The organism is Bifidobacterium tissieri (assembly GCF_002259645.1).
Taxonomy (GTDB): Bacteria; Actinomycetota; Actinomycetes; order Actinomycetales; family Bifidobacteriaceae; genus Galliscardovia; species Galliscardovia tissieri.
In genome coordinates this window covers 173,964-190,820 of record NZ_MWWV01000009.1, presented here as the reverse complement: position 1 = coordinate 190,820, position 16,857 = coordinate 173,964, and the positions used below count along the sequence as shown (strand labels likewise).

The following is a 16,857-nucleotide window of genomic DNA, read 5'->3' as shown; positions in this document are numbered from 1 at the left end:
CGCCTTCCACAACGACCGCGGATTGTCTACGGCGTTCTCCGCGGCGAATGCATCCGTACTATCCGAAGAGCTTTTTCCAAAAGGGCGCACCACCCCGGCTTCGCCACCCTCGTCCGCATTGTGCTGGTCATCGTGGTGATCGTCCATGGCGGTCGGCATGGCACCGCTGAGCACGGGTTTGCCCGGCAGCGCCGATACACCGGGTTCGGCCACGGGCTGGAATCTGTTCGTATGCTGAGCGGAATCGGTGGAATCGTCGGCACTGGCGGCGCTGGCGGGACCTGCGGCACCGGATTCCGCACCCGTCCACAATTCCGGGGTCATCGCGTCCTGTTCGATGGTCTGCAGCAGTTCCAGAGGCGTGCATCGATCAGCGCGACGCGGGCTGAGTGCGCTACGGAACGCGGCCGTCGTGCGTGGCGGTAGTCCGGAAAGATTCGCGTTGCCGGCTGCGGCACGTTCCAGCACCGCCATCATCGGCTTGGATCCGAATACGGGCTGTCCGGTTGCGGCGAACGCCAATACCGCGCTCGTGCTCCACCAGTCGGTCGTCTCGTCGGACTCCGCGCCATCGATGATCTCCGGGGCGATGAAGCCGGGCGTACCCATCACCAATCCGGTGCGGGTCACGTGGCTTTCCCCTTCGCCCATCGCGATGCCGAAATCCACCAGCACCGGGCCAGTACGAGACACCATCACATTCGTCGGCTTGATATCGCGGTGGATGATGCCCGCCCGATGCACGGCGGCCACCGCGTCGATCAGCTTACGCGCCAGGCGTTCCAGATCGCCCGCCACGTACTTGCCGTTCGCCAGCACGTCCTCACGCAGATTCTTGCCCTCGATGAGTTCGGTGACGATGAACGCGAGCGAATCATCCAGCTCCATATCCACGATCTGACATACGCCCGGATGGTTCACCCGTCGCAATGCGGCTGCCTCGCGACGCAGTCGTTCGCGTGCCATGCCTGCGGTGTCCTCGCCGCCCTGACGAAAGCCGTCGGTGCCGTCGCCGTCGTCGCCCAACGAATCGCGCAGGATCTTCATGGCGTAGATATTGCCGCCGTCGTCCTTGACTCGCCACACCGAACCCATGGCACCGCCCCCAAGACGCGAGATGAGGGTGTAGCCCCCCACAAGGTTCCCCGGTGCCAGATTCAGCGCAGTCAAATCACTCATGCGCCCCATTGTGACACCCATACTCTACGACCGGTTCGATAGTCGGGAAACGGTTACGATATCGGCGATATGACAGGTCTGATCGAGGGTCATGTATGGTCTGTTCATCGTTCTCCGCATACACTGATAACGAACCAGAACGTTGTTGGAGGATGTATGAGCCGGAACGGTATGACGATCGTGACGAATAACAACGGCGACGATGGCGAGAGCGACAGTGATGAGACGTGTCTTGATGCCGTCATTTGTAATCGGGATATCCCGAAGCTGCGATTGACGGTTCCGGATCTGCCGGTGTTGAAGCTTCCGGATATGGGGAATCAGTTGCGGCGAAAGAGCGGCCGGCAGACTCGGCAATCGTCGCAGGATTCACAACGTCACGGTCTTGATGGTTCTGCGGGTTCTGCCAATTCCGAACCGCTCGTGTCGGACCGACTGGGCGAGCGGCCGCTGGTGTCGGTCATCGTGCCCATATATAAGGTGGAGCGCTATCTCGACGAATGCGTAAGCGGCATCGTGAACCAGACCTATCGCAATCTTGAGATCATTCTCGTTGACGACGGATCGCCCGACGATTGCCCGCGTATGTGCGACGAATGGGCGGCCAAGGACGAGCGTATCCGCGTGATTCACAAGCCGAACGGTGGTCTGTCCGACGCAAGGAACGCCGGACTGGCGCAGGCGACGGGCGACTGCATCTATTTCGTGGATTCCGACGACGCGGTGGCGCCGAATCTGGTGGAACGTTCGGTGGACACCATGCGCGAATACGAGGCCGATCTGGTCATGTTCAAATTCGATACGATCTCCGAGAACGGCAAGCCGTTGCTTTCGGACTACAAGCACAACGATTTCGACGAGATCGTGGTGCTTACCCCGCAGGAGGCGCTCAAGGCGCAGGTGAAGGCGGAGATCGACGGATATTTCTGGTCGTTCATGGCCACGGCGAATATTTACAAGGATCATGATTTTTCGTTCCCGGTGGGACGCAAGATCGAGGATATGGCACGCATCTGCAACGTGATCGGCGAGGCCACGCTGATCGTGCGCATTCCCGAGGTGCTGTATCACTACCGTCTGCGTGGTGGCTCGATCATGAGCAGCTGGACGCCGCAGCTGCCGATCGACTGGGCCAAGGCCGCTGATGATCGTGAGGAGTATATCGTCTCGCGCTATCCGGAGTTGAAGACGTTCATGACGATGCAGCAGTTGACGTTCTTTGCGAATCTGGATTACGAGACGATCCGGCAATCGTTGGGCGCGCGACTCGGCCTTGATCCGGAGGAGGCCGATCGTCTGCGTCGGCGTATCGAGGGGCTGGAGCATGACGTCGTCGACGCGGGCGAGGAGGTGCCGGAGTCGACGCGCAAGCTGATCGATATGCTGCGTGACGGGCTGCGTGACGGTGTGACGGACAACGTCGCCGATAATTTCGCCGATAATTTCAAGGAGATGCGTGAGGAGTGGCATCGGATCAGCGCGAGCTGGCGTGGTTCGATTCGCGAGGCGCGCGAGGCCAAGGAGGAGGCACGCGAGGAGGCGAGGATCGCCCGCCAGATTCAGAAGACCGCCGTGGAGTGATCCACCCGTGATGCGTTGCGTGTGTGACGGCGCGCACGGTGGAGTCGCCGAGGTGCTGGATCCACCTGTGATGTGTTGCGCGACACGCCGATGGAAGCGTTGTGCGACTTGGGATCCAAAAATTTTGAAATGATCTGTTAGATCGATCAAACCCAAGTCGTACAACGATTGACGGCAATCGTTGTAATGACCGATCGGTAATGTGTGCGCTCTCATATAGTTTCTTGAGTTGATCAATTAACGACATTAACGTATATTGAATCTTGCAAACACCAACATGCTTAATGGCAAAGGAGCTATGCGATGAGCATCCGCGACTATGTGACCGGTGTCGGCCACGTCGGTATCCCCACCAACGATCTTGAAGGCACCATCGCCTACTACGAAAAGCTCGGCTTCGAGTGCGAGGGCATCTACCCGAATGGCGATGACCGTTGCACCTTCCTGCATCTGAACAACCTCACCCTCGAGGTGTGGACCATGGCCGAACCGGCCGGCGTCACCGGCGCGATCAACCACTTCGCACTCGACGTCACCGACATCGACAAGGCGTTCGAGCAGGCCGTGGAGCTGGGGCTCGATCTGGTCGAGGGATCGGTCCAACACATCGACACCTTCCACGAGAACGGCATCCGCTACTTCAACGTGCTCGGCCCCAACCACGAGACCATCGAGTACTGCCAGATTCTGTAGGAATCGGTGACTTCCGGGGTCGCGGTTCGGCACCCGGAACGCGGGCTCGTCGTCGAGCGGAACCGATCACCAATCGACAATACATAACTCAATACCGCAAAATTGAACTCCATAACTGAACAGTCATAACTGAACATTTCACCCTTTTCCTTCGTTGGCCTTAGCTTCGGCGGGTTACGGCGAATCCAACGGGTCCGATCGCGATGCCGGCACGGCGGCCACGAATGCGATGCATGCATTCGCGGACTGCACGCCAAGGATGTCGTGGCAATGCGTCGTGCTGAAGCGACGCGGACTCGTCGAATATTCACTCGTGTAACCGCCTGTGTTTGCAGGGGTTGGGCCAACGAATCCGGTTTGATGGCACTGCCGTCTTTCGGGCACGGACCCGTCTTTGCGCGCGAACGGTTGCACACGGTTTCCAGAAGAAGGAATCATGGCACAAGCAACCGAAATCACCGGCGCCGAAGCCGGTCAGGTCGCCAAGGACGGCGGCAAGAAGACCCCGTGGATCGAGTTCTCCGACGGATACCTCGATCGCACCCCCGTACTGCAGTTCGCAATGACCGCAGTCCTGTTCGGCATCTGGGCCGTCGCGTCCAGCCTCAACGACGTACTCATCACCCAGTTCAAGGCAGTGTTTTCGCTGAGTGATCTCGCCACCGCATTCGTGCAGAGCGCGTTCTACGGCGGCTACTTCCTCATTGCCATCCCCGCCTCGCTGTTCATCAAGAAGACCAGCTACAAGCTGGGCATCATCGCCGGTCTGTCGTTGTTCGCGGTCGGCTGCTTCATCTTCTTCCCGGCGTCCCGACTGGTCACCTACGAGGTGTTCCTGTTCGCCATCTTCGTCGAGGCCATCGGTCTGAGCTTCCTCGAGACCTCCGCCGACACCTACGCCACCCTGATGGGCCCGAAGCGTCTTGGCACTGTGCGACTCAACGTGGCGCAGACCATGAACGCCCTCGGTCTGATCACCGGCATCCTGCTCGGCAAGTACCTCGTGTTCCAGGACTCCAACCTGCACGCCGAAATGGCCAAGATGGCCCCTGACGCCGCCAAGGCCTACGGTGCCGAGCAGCTGGGCCGCACGCTGGAGCCGTACAAGTACCTGCTGATCGTGCTCGCCGTGCTGATCGTGCTGTTCGCGCTCACCAAGTTCCCGAAGTGCCGCCCCGCCACCAAGGAAGGCACCGTCGCCAAGGCCACCCTCGGCGAGACCATGACCTACCTGTTCCACAACGGTCGTTTCTGGAAGGGCATCGGCACCCAGTTCATCTACGCCGGTGCGCAGACCGGCATCTGGTCCTTCACCATCCGTCTGGCGCTGAACCAGGGCGGTGCGTCCATGACCGACCGTGACGCCGCGAACTTCATGATCATCAGCTACATCGTGTTCTTCGTCGGACGTCTTGGCGCCAGCTACCTGCTCTCCAAGTTCCGTGAGACCCGAGTGCTCGCCATGTTCATGATCGGCGGCGCGATCGTGCTGCTCGGCACCGCGTTCCTGCCCGGCATGACCGCCGTGTGGTTCGCCGTGGCCGTGAGCTTCTTCCTCGGACCGGGCTGGCCGACCATCTACTCCCGTACGCTGAAGACCGTCGAGGATCGTCGTCACACCGAAACCGCCGGTGCGATCATCGTGATGGCCCTGGTTGGTGGCGCGTTCCTGCCCACCCTGCAGGGTGCCCTGTCCGACGCCACCACCATGCAGTTCTCCTTCATCCTGCCGGCCATTGAGCTTGCCATCGTGGGACTGTACTTCATCACCGAGTTCAAGCGTGACAAGTACACCCCGGCTCAGCTCAAGGAGATGGCCGCCAAGGAGGAGGCCTGATTCCCGTTCCATGCCGGAGGCCGGTCGCCAACTGCGCAACACTGTGCGCGGTATGGCGACCGGCCTCTTTACGTTACGTGGGCCGTTGTGCGTTACGTGGGCCGTGTCGGGTTTTTGGGCGCATGTTGATAAACGTTGAAATTGCAACGTTTTGTGGATGTGCGTTACGTGGGACGCCCGGCCCGCGTAACACTAGGCGGCCCACGTAACGCATCACATGGGCCGCCTAACGATGTTGCGCCTGCTCGCTACATCATGCGGGCGGCGTCATCAACGCATCGCAACGCGTTGAGCGAGCGCGGATAGCCGATGTACGGCAGACATTGCGAGACCACGGAGATCAGGAACGCGCGATCATTGCCCAGTCGCATGTTCGCCGCCGCATGACTGGTCAGTTGCGGTTCGCATCCGCCTTGCGCCGCGATGAAGCAGAACGTGATCATCTCGCGCTGCTTCAGGTCCAGACCCGTACGCGTGTAGTAGTCGCCAAAGCAGTTTGCCGCCAGCCAACGGTTGATATGACGCTTTTCCTCCGGGCCCGACTTGTAGAAGTCCTTCATGCCGTCGCCGAAGATGTCAACCTGCGCCTGCGTGCCTTTCTCCCGGCGATCGTCGTTCGTGACGGTGGCCTGCGACGGCAGCGGCAGCGTCACGCCCTGTGCGCGCAGTACGTCGTTCAGCGCGACGATGAACGGATACGCACGACCGATGCCCAGATACGCCACCGACTGATAGGTGATTTCCTTGGCCTCGATGGGTGTGACTCCAGCGGTGAGCGCCGCCGGGGTGATGCCGCGAAACTCGGTAAGGCATTGCGCGCCGATCAGGGTGGCGAGAATGGCCATATAGCGGGTGCGGTCGTCGAGGTCGTTCACGCCGGGCTCGTTGGGGACTTCGTCGAACGCGAAGTTCTCGATGATCTGCGCGAGATCGGGGTCGTCGTCGTGCAGCAGTTCAGAATCGGGGAAGGATCGACGGTGGTATTCCTCCGCTGCGGGGGTGATGGTCATGAATACTCCTGGTGATGCTGATGATGTGGATAGTAATGCGGTTGGATGTGAGCGATGGTGGAGTACGGGAAGACGGAGTTGGGCGAAGTAGTGGATGACCCCATTCTTGCGCAACGCTAGTGTGATCACGCTACGGACTGCACGCTACGGACTGCGCACTACGAAGTTGGGTATCTGATTGCCCTAGTGTGATCACACTAAGGGCTACACACTAAAGAACTCCGCAGTTGGGCACTTGGTTTTGGTTAGTGTGATCACACTAAGGGAGAGGGGCGGGAGAGGGGCGCGACGCTAGACGAGGGCGTTGTACTCGTCTGCGTCCACCGGTTCGAGCCACTCGTTGGATGCGCCTTCGACGACGTTCATGATCGCGATATGCGAAAACGCGGAGTCAGGTGCCGCTCCATGCCAGTGCTTGGTTTCAGGAGCCACGTACACCACATCACCGGGGTTGAGCTCCTGCGGTTCCTTGCCCCATTCCTGGTAGTATCCTCGACCGCCCACAGCGATCAAAATCTGGCAGGCGCCGTGATGGATATGCCAATTGTTGCGGCAGCCGGGTTCAAACGTCACATTCGACACGTTCACTTCCTTGCCACTCACCAGTGGTGCCAGATAACTTTGCCCGACGAAGTATTGTGCATATCCGACGTTGGGTTCGCCGAGCGGGAACGCGCTGGGGTTGTCGATGGTCATGATGGGATCGATCCTTTCCGAGACGTGTGCAGTACAGACCTCGATGCGTATCCGCGGCATCTGTGGCGTCTGCGACGCTGATCGTATGGTCGTTGCGCTGATCTGGCGGCGTGATCGTCGTGATCAAGCGCGTGGATTGGCGATCGGACGGACCGTGAATCCTATCCGCCATGCGTCCTTCCTGCGGCGGATCCGCGCGTGATACGGTCAAATGCCAGTCTGGATGCATCATCGCTGTCTACATTAGGCTGGATTCATCGTCATTACAATTGCAAATGATGTATACGATGCTATGCGTGTGAAGCATGGAATCTGTGACGGCGGTGGGATCGAAAATGTCGATTGAAATACTGATCGATAATGCCGATCGATAATGTCGACCGAGCACGTATGAGCATATGTGATCGTTCGCGACACGCGCAGTCAACTATGGTCCATTGAGTAGTGCAAGCGCTTGTATTGATATGTGTGCGCTAACAGTTATCGAATCTTGCTGAGGTGTCACTACACCTAGCGTTTTGTGGTGTATATTGAATCTTGGCTCATCGGAGAGTGATTTCCGCAACCGCCAACAACGCAGTTTGAGGTGCAACCGTCCGGCAAGTCCAATGCAGAGATGCAGTGGGATATGCAAGGCAAGTGAAACCAAAAACGGTGATAACTGAATACCTAATGAACACCCCCCTTTTACAACGGATCGTGAGGCACGTACCTGCCTCTGAAAGGAAATGATTACCATGGCAGAAGTGGTATTTGACCATGTCACCCGTATCTACCCGGGCAACGACAAGCCCTCGGTGGACAACCTGAACCTCAACATCAAGGACGGTGAGTTCCTTGTGCTCGTTGGCCCTTCCGGTTGCGGTAAGTCCACGACTCTGCGCATGCTGGCCGGCCTCGAGGAGGTCAACAAGGGCCGCATCCTCATCGGTGATAAGGACGTCACCAACATGCAGCCGAAGGACCGTGACATCGCCATGGTCTTCCAGAACTACGCTCTGTACCCGCACATGACCGTCGCCGCCAACATGGGCTTCGCCCTGAAGATCGCCGGCACCCCGAAGGACGAGATCGACAAGCGCGTGCGTGAAGCCGCCAAGATCCTCGACCTCACCGAGTTCCTCGACCGTAAGCCGAAGGCGCTGTCCGGTGGTCAGCGTCAGCGTGTGGCCATGGGCCGTGCAATCGTTCGTAAGCCGAAGGTCTTCCTCATGGATGAGCCGCTGTCGAACCTCGACGCCAAGCTCCGTGTGCAGACCCGTACACAGATCGCCGCCCTGCAGCGTCAGCTCGGCGTAACCACCCTGTACGTGACCCACGATCAGACCGAGGCCCTGACGATGGGCGACCGCATCGCCGTCATCAAGCTCGGCATCCTGCAGCAGGTCGGCGCCCCGACCGAGCTGTACGATCGCCCGGCCAACGTATTCGTTGCAGGCTTCATCGGCTCCCCGTCCATGAACATCAACACGCACCCGGTCGTCAACGGCCAGGCCAAGATCGGCGACGACACCGTTGATCTGCCGGCCGACGTGGTTGCCAAGCTGACCCCGGAAGACAAGGGCCAGATCGTCGTCGGCTTCCGTCCGGAGGACGCTGACCTCGCCACTTCCGAGGACAAGAACGCGTTCCAGCTGCACGTGGCCAACGTCGAGGACCTCGGTTCCGACGGCTACATCTACGGCACCATCGTGACCGACGGCTCCGCCGCCGAGCAGGCCAGCTCCGTGATGGGCGACCAGAACAAGATGACCACCGTGCGTGTCAACCCGCGCAAGCTTCCGAAGGTGGGCTCCACCGTGCGCATCAAGATCGACCCGACCAAGATGCACCTGTTCGCCCCGAGCTCGGAGCTGCGTCTCAACTAATAACCAACAAACGTCGGCGAGAAGGTTTTGTGGGATTCCATTCCCGCCGATACAACGAGATGAGTTCCCCTCTCTTCCTCTCTGTCTCATCTCGTTGCACAGTGTAGCCCCGCAGCCAGTGCTGGTTGCGGGGCTTCCTTTATATGTGGCGTGCGGCGGTTCACAAATCGCGGATATTGCTGAAGGAGGCAAGGGATTCCGGCCTCGCGGATGGGTATTCCCGATTTGTGCACCGCTATCACGGCAGACCCTCGAAGGCCTTCGCAAACCCGAACATTCGGGAGCCCCTCACAGTAAGTTGGAGACTATGGAAAACGTGGAATTTGACCCCAGACTCGTACAGGCGACTTCCGTCAATGCCCCGGACGATGGCGTTCCCGGACAGAAGGCCGCTCAGCCCAAGGCGCTGAAGATCACCGCCGCGAGCTCGAACCCCAAGATGTTCACCCTGCCGTGGCACAAGCCGCTTTCCCAGTGGCCCGCCGATCTGCTCGCCAACCTGCCGCGAGGCATCTCCCGACACGTGGTTCGCTTCGTGCGCGTGGGCAACGACGTATACGCCATGAAGGAGATCACGCAGTCGGTGGCCCAGCGTGAGTACGAGCTGTTGCGCCAGCTCGAGAAGATCGACGTGCCGTCGGTCAAGCCGATCGCCGTGGTGACCGGCCGGCACGACCGCGACGGCAAGCCGCTGGAATCCATGCTGGTCACGCAGCACCTGAAATTCTCATTGCCGTACCGTGCGCTGTTCGCCCGTAACCTGCGTGAGGACACCGCGGACCGTCTGATCGACGCACTGGCCGTGCTGTTGGTGCGTCTGCACCTGATCGGTTTCTACTGGGGTGATGTGTCGCTGTCGAACGTGCTGTTCCTGCGCGACGCCGACTGCTTCGCCGCCGTGCTCGTGGACGCCGAGACCGGTGAGCTCTACCCGCAGCTGACCGAGGGCCAGCGCGAGTACGATATCGACCTTGCCCGCACGAACATCATCGGCGAGCTTATGGATCTGAGCTCCGGCAAGCTGTTGCCCGACGACGTGGACGAGGTCGAGGTGGGCAATCGTCTGGTCGAGCGCTACCACTCGCTGTGGAGCGCGCTCACCGACGTGGAGAGCTTCAGCCCCGACGAGATGTGGAAGATCGAGAAGCGTGTGAACAGGCTCAACGAGCTCGGTTTCGACGTGGACGAGCTGGAGATGAACACGTCCGAGGATGGCAATCGCGTGCGTGTGCGTCCGCGTGTGGTGGACGCCGGCTACGCGTCGCGCAAGCTGCTGCGGCTCACCGGCCTCGACGTGCAGGAGAACCAGGCGCGTCGACTGCTCAACGATCTGGACGCCTACCGTACGTCCACGTGGCGTCAGGGCGAGGATCTGGAGATCGTGGCCACCGACTGGATGCGCGAGGTGTTCGAGCCGACCGTGCGCATGATCCCGGCCGAATACCGTTCGCAGATCGAGCCTGCGCAGTTCTTCCACGAAGTGCTGACGCACCGTTGGTATCTGGCGGAGAAGGTGGGGCACGACGTGCCGATGGCCGAGGCCGTGAACAGCTATATCGACACCGTGCTGCCGAACTACAAGCTCGATGCGAAGGTGATGGATGCCATCAACGCCGACGCCGACGCGGGTGTGGTCGACGACGAGGATTCGTACGGCGACGACGGCTACGGCAGCGATTACAATCCGGACTACGATCCCGACGCCGCCGTCTGGGCCAGCTGAGACGGTTCCTGCCATTCGTGGGACGCTGTCTGAACGCCGGCGGCTCGTACATTGGCATGTCCGCCTTGTTGCTTCCATTACTCTTCTGTATTGCAATTGATTTCATCAATATGAACCGGAAGAGAGACGACCATGCAAAAACGGGTGAGGATTGTCGCGATACTTGCATCATTGATGCTGCTGGCCGCCCCGAACATTGCTTCGGCACAGCAGGACGACAGCATCATGATCGGCCGGACGCGAGTCGACGCTTCGCTGAATGTCACCAATCAGGAGGAGCTTGATGCACTGCTGAATTCCGGTGAGCCGATTTCAGTGGTGCAAAGTGTCACAGACGGTTCCATTCTTGCAGTGGAACCATTGGAAAACTAGTCGGATGTGGTCATCTCCTATCACGATCCACGCAGATCGAGAGACGTGGGCCTGCAACCGTAAGGGTTTCGGCACCCGTGAAGGAGGGGCCGGAACCCTTACGACTGCAAGGTGGCGCCGTCGTTACTTCGTTGCGCCAACGGCGGCTGCGGCTTCGCGGCGGGCGCGGGCCACGGCGTAGAGGCTGATGCCTGCGGCCACGGAGGCGTTGAGCGACTCCACCATGGAGCTGATCGGAATGCCGGCGATCGAATCGCAGGCTTCGCGCACCAGACGGCTCAGGCCCTTGCCCTCGGAGCCGAGCACCACCACGAGCGGATCGGTCTCGAAACCGGTCTCGCCAACGAGCGCGTCACCGCCACCGTCAAGGCCGACGGAGTAGTAGCCGCGTTCCTTGAGGCTTTCGATCGCCTTGGTCAGGTTCACCACACGGGCCACCGGCAGGTGGGCGGCGGCACCGGCCGACACCTTCCATGCGGCGGCCGTCACGGACGCGGACCGGCGTTCCGGCAGGATCACGCCGTTGGCGCCGAACGCGGCGGCGGAACGGATCACGGCACCCAGATTCTGCGGGTCGGTCACGCCGTCGAGCGCGATGAACAGCGGACGGGCCTTGATCTGCGCCTCGGGGCCGGCGGCCTCCATGGCGCGGGCCTTGCGGTCGGCGCGGTCCACGAGCTCCTGCAGCGAGGAGTACTGGTACGGCTGCACCTTGAGCACCACGCCCTGATGGTTCGAGGATCGTGCGATGCGGTCCATTTCCAGACGATCCGCCTCGAGCAGGTGCAGTCCCTGGCGAGCGGCCAGCTGCACGATCTCACGCGTGCGGTCATCATGTTCGATGCGCGCCGCCAAATACAGTTCTTTGGCGGGGACGCCAACGCGCAGTGCCTCGACGACCGCGTTGCGGCCGATCACCAGATCATCGGAATCCGACGTGAACTTGGCGGCGCGACGCTTGGCCGCCAGTCGCGGATCGGCCATCTGACGGCGTTCCGCCGCCTTCTTGGCGCGATACGCCTTGTGGTACACGCGATCCTCGGCCTTGGGCGTAGGGCCGTACCCGCGCAGCTTGTTGCGATGCTTTCCACCCGACCCCTTGGTCGGTCCTTTCTTCATAGCCATAGATTCCATTGTCCCACAAGGTGTTCCGCGGCATACGGCGGCGGTGGCCAACGGTGCACGTGTCAGCCTTGCGTGTGGTCAGTACACAAGCAGACCGCCGTCGATGGGCGTATCGGTGCCGGTCACATACGCCGACGCGTCGGATGCGAGAAACACCAGCAGCCCCTGCAGCTCGTCGTTGCGCGCGAACCGCCGCTCGGGCACCATCTGCAGCATCGCATCGTGGCCTTCCTCGCTCACCGAGTCGCCGAAGATGCCGGACCAGATATAGCCGGGAGTGATCGCATTCGACCGGATGCCATACGGTGCGAGCGCGGCCGCCAGATACTGCGTGTACCGTGTCACGCCGGCCTTGGTCACGCCGTAGCTCATGTTCGGCGCGGGGAATCCGCCCATGTTGAGCACGGTGTGCCCGGCCGTGGAGGACGTGAAGATCAACGATCCGCCATGCCCGTGCTCGCGCATGATCTGATGCGCGATCTGCCCGGTCATGAACGCTCCGGACAGGTTGATGTCCAACGTCTTCTGCCATTTATCGAACGGGATGTCGATCGAGTCGTCGGTCAGGCAGACACCGGCATTGAGAAAAGCGATGTCGACGGTGCCGAGTCGATCGACGAGCGTCGTCTTCAACGCCGCCACGCTGTCGGGGTCGGACACGTCACAGCCGATGGCGACCACGGTCACGCCGTACTTATCCGACATCTCGGCGGCGAGTGATTCCAATTGGTCGAGTTTGGCGGGTAGATCGACCAGCGCCACGTCCGCGCCTGCCTCTGCCCATGCGGCCGCCGCACTGCGACCGATGCCGCCGGCGGCTCCGGTGACGAAGCCCTTCTTGCCGGCCAGCGAGAACTCCTGCATAACTGAATGATCCGCATCACGCCATTTGTCGAGCGGGTAACGGTCGTCGAAATTTGCCACGATTGCCCCTTACGTCGTCATTGACTTGGAATATTGCTTGGAATATCACCGAATCGTGTGGAACGGGGAACCTGCATAGCGGCAGGCTCCCCGTCATGATTCAGTAGTTATATTGTAAACCGCTCACACCACGCCATATTCGCGCAGCAGCTTGCCGATGTCGGTGCCACTGATCCTTATGCATGTTGGCCGGCGCCAGCGCCATTGTTGGCGCCGTACCTTCAGTATCGCGCTAATACGACACGTGTTCAATAGACAGTCTTCGGCGGGTTGTCGGCGCGCTGAGATACTTGGCGAAAATCACAGAACTGCAATGTAGGCAAAATCGAGGGTTGAAATTCTGCGGCTCATTGTTCCGTACATTGCAGTTGTGTGTTTTTCCCCGACCTACATGACACAATGGCGAAGTGTGTCGATGGAACGTACGGGCGTACATCGGTACAATGGCTGACAACAAGTCGTCATACGACGGCTTGAGACATCCGCACAGTTCCGTGGAGGTTTCGACTGGAAACCTTGCATTGTCAAGGATTCGGGGTCTTGATCCCGAAGGGGGACTGACTACTCTGCGGCGGAACCATGAGGTGCATGATGAAGGATCCCGCCAGAAATCACCCGGATCACCCGGATCGTCCGGAACAGAACGCCGTGCCCGTCCAGACGGGCCAATCGACGGCAGCCCAGTCAACTCAACCAACGACGGTCTCCGCGGCCGAAGCCAAGCCCATTCCCGACGATCCGTCGCAACTTGATTCCGCGACGGTGGCCGCCGGACTCAATACCGATATCGAACGGGGACTCTCCGCCGAGGAAGCCGCCCGACGTCTTGCCGAATTCGGCCCGAACAAACTCGCCGGAGCGCCGCCGACCCCGAAATGGAAGAAGTTCCTCGCCCAGTTCAAGGACCCGCTCGTCTACCTGCTGCTCGCCGCAACGGCGATCTCACTGGTCGCATGGTTCATCGAACGCGCCAACAATCCCGCCGAGGCGGAGGCCCTGCCGTTCGACTGCATCGTCATCGTACTGATCCTGGTGCTCAACGCCGTGCTCGGCTACGCGCAGGAGGCCAAGGCCGAACAGGCTGTCGCCGCGCTCAGTCGCATGGCCGCCGCCCATGCCACCGTGTTGCGTGACGGTCAGCCCGTCTCCATCCCCACCTCCGAAGTCGTCCCCGGTGACATCGTGCTGCTCGCCGAAGGCGACACCGTGGCGGCCGACGGCCGGCTCGCAGCCACTGCCGCGCTGCATATCGCCGAGGCGTCGCTTACCGGCGAATCCGTGCCCGTCACCAAGAATCCCGCCATGCTCGCCGAAGCCAAGGCGCTCGGCGACCGCACCAACATGGCGTTCAACGGCACCTCCGTCACGCAGGGCACCGGCCGTCTGATCGTCACCGCCACCGGCATGCGCACCCAAGTAGGCAAGATCGCGCGCATGCTGTCCGACCAGAAGGAAGACCCCACACCGCTGCAGAAGGAGATCGCGTTCGTCTCCAAGGTGCTCGGCCTCGCCGTCTGCGTGATCGCCGCGCTCGTGCTCGTACTGCTCGCCGTGGTGTACGGATTCAACTCCACGCAGGACGTAATCGACTCGCTGCTGCTCGCCGTCTCGCTCGCCGTGGCCGCCGTGCCGGAAGGCCTCGCCGCCATCCTCACCGTGGTGCTCGCGCTTGGTGTGCAGCGCATGGCCAAGCATCATGCCATCGTCAAGAAACTGTCGTCCGTGGAGACGCTCGGCTCGGCGTCCGTGATCTGCTCCGACAAAACCGGCACGCTCACCCGCAACGAAATGACCGTGCAGCGCGTGATCACCCCGTCCGGCGAGATCGCGCTCACCGGCACCGGCTACGGCATCACCGGCACCGCCACCACAATCGACGGTGACACGCTCTCCGATGATGATCCCCGTCTGCGTGAGGCACGGCATACGCTGCTCGTCGGTGCGATCGCCAACGACGGCAAGCTCAACGACGACGGCACGATCGTCGGCGACCCGACCGAGGTGTCGTTGATCGTCGGTGCGCGGAAAATCAGCGGTGCAGGGACAGACCGTTCCGGCCTCGGTCAGTCCGGCACCGATCAGTATGCGCGAGTGGCCGAGATCCCGTTCACCTCTGATCGCAAACGCATGACCGTGATCGCGCAGAAGACGATCGACACAGCCGAGGCGCCCGACTCCAGTACGTCCGACTCCAGTACATTCGACTCCAGTACGTCTGATTCCGGTATGCTCACCGCCTACGCCAAGGGCGCACCCGACGTACTGCTCGAATACTGCACACGCATCGAGGAGAACGGCACGATCCGCGCGCTCACCGACGCCAACCGCGCTCGCATCCTTGCCGACGTGGAACGCCTCTCCCGCAACGCCTACCGCACGCTCGGCCAGGCGTACCGCCCGCTGAACGCTTCAAGCATCGACGTCATCGACGGACTGGAACGCAACGCCGACGGCACGCTCGCCAAGGACATCGCCGATCAGCCCGATGCCATCGAACACGACATGATCTGGACTGGCATGGTCGGCATCATCGACCCGCCGCGTACGGAGGTGCGTGACGCCGTGGCCGAGGCGCATGGCGCCGGTGTGCGCACGGTCATGATCACCGGCGACCACCCGCTCACCGCGGCACGAATCGCCACTGATCTTGGCATCATCACAGCCGACGACGGCAGCGACAACACCGCCAACACCGTCGCCAACAACAACGCCAACAACGCACCCAGTCTCACCCCGCAGCCGCAGGCCCTCACCGGCGACCAGCTCGACCGCCTCACCGACGCCGAATTCGCCGACGCCGTGCGTACCGTGTCCGTCTACGCGCGCGTGGCTCCCGAGCATAAGATGCGCATTGTCGACGCGCTGCAGGAACAGGGCGAGATCGTGGCCATGACCGGCGACGGCGTCAACGACGCCCCGGCAGTCAAATCCGCCGACATCGGCGTGGCCATGGGCATCACCGGCACCGAAGTGACCAAGGAATCCGCCAAGATGATCCTGACGGACGACAACTTCGGCACCATCGTGGCCGCCGTGCGCGAAGGCCGATCCATCTTCGATAACATCCGCAAATTCCTGCGATACCTGCTCAGCTCCAACATGGGCGAAGTGCTCACCGTGTTCGGCGGCGTGCTACTCGCCGGATTCCTCGGCATCAGCGAACCCGGTGCCGACAGCGTGACCGTGCCGCTGCTCGCCACGCAGCTGCTGTGGATCAACCTGCTCACCGACGCCGCGCCCGCCATGGCCATGGGCGTGGACCCGTCCACCGAAAACGTGATGAATCGCAAGCCACGCAAGCTCACCGACCGCGTGATCGACGCACGCATGTGGAGTGACGTGATCGTCGTGGGCCTGCTCATGGCCGCGGTCACGCTCATCGGCATGGACCTCTACCTGCCCGGCGGACTGCTCACCGACGATTCCGCGATGCACGTGACGCATGACGAGCAGATCGTCATGGCACGAACCATGGGCTTCACGATCCTCGTATTCGCCCAGCTGTTCAACGCGCTCGCCGCCCGCAGCGCCGATCAGACCGCGTTCCTGGGCATGTTCTCCAACAAGTGGCTGTGGGGCGCGATCGCGCTGTCGATCGTGTTGCAGCTGCTGGTGATCTACGTGCCGTTCCTGAACGTGGCGTTCGGCACCACGCCGCTGGACCCGCATCAGTGGCTTGAGTGTGTGGGACTGGCCGCCCTCGTGCTTGTTGGCAGCGAGATCTACAAGTTCGCGCTACGAACGGTCGGGGCTGCCCGATCGTAAGCATTCCGTGTAGTCCATGGCATCTTTCGGCAACGAAAGTTGAACGTTCACATCGTGTGAAATAATGGCTTAGACAGACATGCC

Annotated in this window: 11 protein-coding genes and 1 pseudogene; 7 read left to right on the top strand and 5 right to left on the bottom strand. The window is 61.1% G+C overall.

From position 1 onward, the window contains the following. Positions 1-314 precede the first annotated feature (314 nt). A pseudogene (locus BTIS_RS12100) lies at positions 315-1,179 on the bottom strand (serine/threonine-protein kinase); the annotation flags it as partial. Between the two features lie 435 nt (positions 1,180-1,614). On the opposite strand from BTIS_RS12100, the gene BTIS_RS07640 reads away from it, so the two are divergent. From BTIS_RS07640 to fucP, 3 genes are all read left to right on the top strand, one after another. After that, complete coding sequence (locus tag BTIS_RS07640) at positions 1,615-2,760, top strand: glycosyltransferase family 2 protein (protein ID WP_169713078.1); 1,146 nt, start codon at positions 1,615-1,617, stop codon at positions 2,758-2,760. A gap of 303 nt (positions 2,761-3,063) precedes the next feature. Further along, complete coding sequence (locus BTIS_RS07635) at positions 3,064-3,453, top strand: VOC family protein (protein WP_094664194.1); 390 nt, start codon at positions 3,064-3,066, stop codon at positions 3,451-3,453. A gap of 436 nt (positions 3,454-3,889) precedes the next feature. Next, positions 3,890-5,290, top strand: a complete 1,401-nt coding sequence (gene fucP / locus BTIS_RS07630; protein WP_094664192.1) for an L-fucose:H+ symporter permease — start codon at positions 3,890-3,892, stop codon at positions 5,288-5,290. A 248-nt stretch (positions 5,291-5,538) separates the two neighbouring features. Here fucP and BTIS_RS07625 read toward each other — a convergent pair whose 3' ends face one another. Together BTIS_RS07625 and BTIS_RS07620 are read right to left on the bottom strand one after the other, a co-directional pair. Then, positions 5,539-6,300, bottom strand: coding sequence for a carboxymuconolactone decarboxylase family protein (locus tag BTIS_RS07625; RefSeq protein WP_094664190.1), 762 nt, complete (start codon positions 6,298-6,300; stop codon positions 5,539-5,541). 291 nt (positions 6,301-6,591) lie between these two features. Beyond that, complete coding sequence (locus tag BTIS_RS07620; RefSeq protein WP_094664189.1) at positions 6,592-6,996, bottom strand: cupin domain-containing protein; 405 nt, start codon at positions 6,994-6,996, stop codon at positions 6,592-6,594. Between the two features lie 737 nt (positions 6,997-7,733). On the opposite strand from BTIS_RS07620, the gene BTIS_RS07610 reads away from it, so the two are divergent. The 3 genes from BTIS_RS07610 to BTIS_RS07600 all read left to right on the top strand — a co-directional run bounded on the left by BTIS_RS07610 (position 7,734) and on the right by BTIS_RS07600 (position 10,959). After that, positions 7,734-8,864 carry an ABC transporter ATP-binding protein gene (locus BTIS_RS07610; protein WP_094664185.1) on the top strand — a complete coding sequence of 377 codons (1,131 nt, stop codon included), beginning with the start codon at positions 7,734-7,736 and terminating at the stop codon, positions 8,862-8,864. A gap of 307 nt (positions 8,865-9,171) precedes the next feature. Then, a complete protein-coding gene (locus BTIS_RS07605; protein WP_094664183.1) occupies positions 9,172-10,587 on the top strand; it encodes a DUF4032 domain-containing protein in 1,416 nt (471 codons plus the stop codon). A 132-nt stretch (positions 10,588-10,719) separates the two neighbouring features. Continuing rightward, entirely contained in the window at positions 10,720-10,959 is a 240-nt protein-coding gene (locus tag BTIS_RS07600) for a hypothetical protein (protein WP_143248906.1), read from the top strand. 123 nt (positions 10,960-11,082) lie between these two features. Here the strand turns inward: BTIS_RS07600 and rlmB are convergent, their stop codons facing one another. Continuing rightward, a complete protein-coding gene (rlmB, locus tag BTIS_RS07595; RefSeq protein ID WP_094664179.1) occupies positions 11,083-12,084 on the bottom strand; it encodes a 23S rRNA (guanosine(2251)-2'-O)-methyltransferase RlmB in 1,002 nt (333 codons plus the stop codon). A gap of 78 nt (positions 12,085-12,162) precedes the next feature. Continuing rightward, positions 12,163-13,008, bottom strand: a complete 846-nt coding sequence (locus tag BTIS_RS07590; protein ID WP_245819366.1) for an SDR family NAD(P)-dependent oxidoreductase — start codon at positions 13,006-13,008, stop codon at positions 12,163-12,165. Between the two features lie 591 nt (positions 13,009-13,599). Here BTIS_RS07590 and BTIS_RS07585 point away from each other — a divergent pair. Continuing rightward, positions 13,600-16,773: a cation-translocating P-type ATPase gene (locus BTIS_RS07585; protein WP_094664248.1), complete on the top strand. Its 3,174-nt coding sequence runs from the start codon at positions 13,600-13,602 to the stop codon at positions 16,771-16,773. Positions 16,774-16,857: the final 84 nt, after the last annotated feature.

What these genes read in the sequence shown, in the direction of transcription:
- BTIS_RS07635 (WP_094664194.1), top strand. Translation starts at nt 3,064, where the DNA reads ATGAGCATCCGCGACTATGTGACCGGTGTCGGCCACGTCGGTATCCCC.
- fucP (WP_094664192.1), top strand. Translation starts at nt 3,890, where the DNA reads ATGGCACAAGCAACCGAAATCACCGGCGCCGAAGCCGGTCAGGTCGCC.
- BTIS_RS07625 (WP_094664190.1), bottom strand. Translation starts at nt 6,300, where the DNA reads ATGACCATCACCCCCGCAGCGGAGGAATACCACCGTCGATCCTTCCCC.
- BTIS_RS07620 (WP_094664189.1), bottom strand. Translation starts at nt 6,996, where the DNA reads ATGACCATCGACAACCCCAGCGCGTTCCCGCTCGGCGAACCCAACGTC.
- BTIS_RS07610 (WP_094664185.1), top strand. Translation starts at nt 7,734, where the DNA reads ATGGCAGAAGTGGTATTTGACCATGTCACCCGTATCTACCCGGGCAAC.
- BTIS_RS07605 (WP_094664183.1), top strand. Translation starts at nt 9,172, where the DNA reads ATGGAAAACGTGGAATTTGACCCCAGACTCGTACAGGCGACTTCCGTC.
- BTIS_RS07600 (WP_143248906.1), top strand. Translation starts at nt 10,720, where the DNA reads ATGCAAAAACGGGTGAGGATTGTCGCGATACTTGCATCATTGATGCTG.
- rlmB (WP_094664179.1), bottom strand. Translation starts at nt 12,084, where the DNA reads ATGGCTATGAAGAAAGGACCGACCAAGGGGTCGGGTGGAAAGCATCGC.
- BTIS_RS07585 (WP_094664248.1), top strand. Translation starts at nt 13,600, where the DNA reads ATGAAGGATCCCGCCAGAAATCACCCGGATCACCCGGATCGTCCGGAA.